The sequence below is a fragment of the Amycolatopsis sp. NPDC003861 genome (assembly GCF_053605405.1).
In genome coordinates, this window is sequence record NZ_JBSGJD010000460.1 from 1 (window position 1) to 3,443 (window position 3,443).

2 protein-coding genes are annotated in these 3,443 nt (G+C 70.0%); one reads left to right on the forward strand and one right to left on the reverse strand.

The features are described 5' to 3' along the window. Window positions 1-266 precede the first annotated feature (266 nt). On the reverse strand, window positions 267-860 hold the full coding sequence (locus tag ACWEVN_RS47235; protein WP_452055625.1) for a TetR/AcrR family transcriptional regulator: 594 nt from the start codon (window positions 858-860) through the stop codon (window positions 267-269). A gap of 206 nt (window positions 861-1,066) precedes the next feature. On the opposite strand from ACWEVN_RS47235, the gene ACWEVN_RS47240 reads away from it, so the two are divergent. Beyond that, window positions 1,067-3,241: an MMPL family transporter gene (locus tag ACWEVN_RS47240; protein ID WP_452055626.1), complete on the forward strand. Its 2,175-nt coding sequence runs from the start codon at window positions 1,067-1,069 to the stop codon at window positions 3,239-3,241. Window positions 3,242-3,443: the final 202 nt, after the last annotated feature.

The following is a 3,443-nucleotide window of genomic DNA, read 5'->3' on the forward strand; positions in this document are numbered from 1 at the left end:
GATCAACGCCTTCGCCATCACCTTCGGTGACCGCTGGCCGGGCGCCGAAACCTACTGATCAACAACGCCGGACACACCGATCACGAGACAGGCCCTGATTGGGGGCGGGACTCGCGTGATTGCGGGCCGAACTTGGTTGATCGGGGCCGGGACTCGCGTAACCGCAGGCCGAACTCGCGTGACCGGACGCGGAACTCGCGTGATCAGCGGGGCATCTCGCGGGCTTGGGGAGGCATCTCGCGTGATCAGCGGGGCATCTCGCGTGATCAGAGGGTCGGCACGGGGGCGAGGGGGCGGCGGCGGGGGCGGCCGAGGAGGCGGCGGCCCACGTCCAGGAGTTCCGTTCGCAGCTCTTCGTCGCCCAGGCCGGCCAGGTCGGGCGAACCTCCGGCCATGGCGATCCCGGTCAACGTCACCAGGGCGTTGACGCGGGCCGTCGTGTCCGGGTCCGGGCCCGAGAGGATGCCCAGCATCGCGCGACCGAAGCCCTCCATGCCGCCGTGGGCGGACTTCTCGATCGCGCGGGCGATGCCCGGGTCGCTCGAAAACAGCGCCACCAGCGCGCGGTGGCGGATCACCAGATCGACGAACCCCTCCAGCAGCAGGTCCACCTGCGCTCCCCGGCGCTTCAACGCCGCCGCTCGCCGGACGAGGTCGTCCAGGTCGCGGACGCCCGGCTCCGCCACCGCCTCGGTGATCTCCGCCTTCGTCTTGAAGTGGTAGTACACAGCCGCCTTGGTGATGCCCAGCGCGTCGGCGATCATCTGCAGCGACGTGCCCTCGACCCCGTGTTCGGTGAACAGGCGCAGCGCGGTCTGCAGCAGTCGGGTCCGGGTGTCCTCGGCCGGGCCGGCGGTCATTCTTCCTCCTCAGCGAGCCGTCGGAGCCTACGTCACGCCCTGTCGATCGGCAAACCGCCTTACTAGCCGAACGGCTAGGGATAAACCTTGCTGTTCGGCAAGTCACATACTTGCCGATCGGCTTGGAGTCGCCCTTGCCGATCGGCTAGCTTGGAAACGACCCTGTGGAGTGAACTGACCCCGTTCGGGCGAAACGGAGCTGACTCGTGGCGACCTTCCTGTACCGGCTCGGCCGGTTCTCCTTCCGGCGCAGAGCGCTGGTCGCGGCCGTCTGGGCGGCGGTCCTGGTGGCACTGGGCCTGGGTGCGTTGACGCTCTCGAGCCAACTGTCGAACTCGGTGACGATCCCCGGCACCGAGTCGCAGCGGGCGATCGACCAGCTCACCGAGAAGTTCCCGCAGGCCAACGCCGGAGGCGCCACCGCGCGCGTGGTCATCGAGGCCCCGGCCGGCACCACGGTGACCGACGCGAAGGGCAAGGCCGCCGTCGAAGCGCTCGTCGGCCAGCTGAAGACGGCACCCAAGGTCGCCGCGGTGGTCGACCCGTTCCAAGCGCAGTCGATCTCACCCGATCGGCGCGTCGCCCTCGCCCAGGTCAGTTACGGAGCGAAAGCGTACGAACTGACCGACGAGGACCGTCAGGCTCTGCTGGACACCGCGAACGCCGGACGTGCCGCCGGGTTCACCGTCGAATTCGGCGGTGACGCCGTGCAGGGTGTGCCCGCGACCGGCGCCACCGAAGGCTTGGGCGTGGCCGTCGCCGCCGTCGTGCTGATCATCACCTTCGGCTCGCTGCTCGCGGCCGGCATCCCGCTGCTCACCGCGCTGATCGGCGTCGGCACCGGGATGGCGGGCATCTTCCTCGCGTCCGGGTTCCTCGAGCTGAACTCGAACACGCCGGTGCTGGCGCTGATGATCGGCCTGGCCGTCGGCATCGACTACGCGCTGTTCATCGTCTCGCGCTACCGCCACGAACTCGGCATCGGCCGCGACCCCGAAGAAGCCGCCGGCCGCGCCGCGGGCACCGCCGGGTCCGCCGTCGTCTTCGCCGGGCTCACCGTCATCATCGCGCTGGCCGGCCTCACCGTGATCGGCATCCCGTTCCTCGGCCAGATGGGCGTCGCCGCGGCCGCCACCGTCGCGATCGCCGTGCTCATCGCCCTGACGCTGCTGCCCGCGATCCTCGGCTTCGCCGGGTCCCGGGTCGCCGGCGGCCGCATCCGGCTGCGCCGCAAGCCGGTCGAAACGACGCACGGCGAGCGTTGGGCGCGGTTCGTCGGCCGCCACCGCATCCCGGTGCTGCTGGTGGCGCTGGCCGGGATGGCCGTCGTCGCGCTGCCCGCGCTGAGCATGCAGCTCGGCCTGCCCAACGACAGCACCGCGGCACCGGAGTCGACGCAGCGCAAGGCGTACGAGATCGCGAGCCGCAGCTTCGGCGAAGGCTCGAACGGCCCGCTGCTGGTCGTCGTCGACGTCTCCGCGAGCGGCAACCGCCAGGCCGCGCTCGGCCAGGCCGCGGCCGACATCCAGAAGCTGCCCGACGTCGCCGCCGTCACGCCGCCGCGGCTCAACCAGGCCGGCGACACGGCGTTGCTCACGGTGATCCCGAAGAGCGGCCCGAGCAGCACGCAGACCGAGGACCTGGTGGCCGCGATCCGCGCGGAATCCGGCAACCTGGACGCGAAGCTGGCCGTCACCGGCCAGACCGCGGCGAACATCGACGTCTCGGAGAAGCTGTCGGACGCGATGTTGCCGTACCTGGCGCTGATCGTCGGGCTGGCGTTCGTGCTGCTGATGCTGGTGTTCCGCTCGGTGGTGGTGCCGCTGAAGGCGACGATCGGCTTCCTCGGCTCGGTCGCGGCGACGTTCGGCGCGGTGGTCGCGGTGTTCCAGTGGGGCTGGCTGACGGACCTGCTCGGCGTCGAGTCGACCGGCCCGATCATGAGCATGCTGCCGATCCTGCTGATCGGCGTGCTGTTCGGGCTGGCGATGGACTACCAGGTGTTCCTGGTGACGCGGATGCGCGAGGAGCACGTCCACGGCGCGGAGCCGCAGGAAGCGATGGTGACCGGCTTCCGCCACGGCGCCCGGGTGGTCGTCGCGGCGGCGCTGATCATGATCAGCGTGTTCGCCGGCTTCGTCCTCGCGGAATCGTCGCTGATCCAGTCGATCGGCTTCGCGCTGGCGTTCGGCGTGCTGGTGGACGCGTTCGTGGTCCGGATGACCCTGGTCCCGGCCGTGATGTCGCTGCTGGGCCGCAGCGCGTGGTGGCTGCCGAAGTGGCTGGACCGCATCCTGCCGGACGTCGACGTCGAGGGCGAGAAGCTCACGAAGCACCTGGACGAGCCCGAGGAACGGGAACTGGTCGGCGCGAATCGCTGAGCCTGGTTGTCCACAACTCTGCGGAGTTGTGGACAACCAGGCTTCGGCCACGGGCTTTGTCGGGCCCTGCCGATAGACTGGACTTGGGAACGCCCCCCAGGGTGGGCCAGGGTTCCGGCAAAGTCGTTTGTGCTGGTCATGTGGTGATTCCGAAGAGTGTGAGTGGCCGGGTGGGGTTTCGGGCCATCCGGCGCAGGCCTGG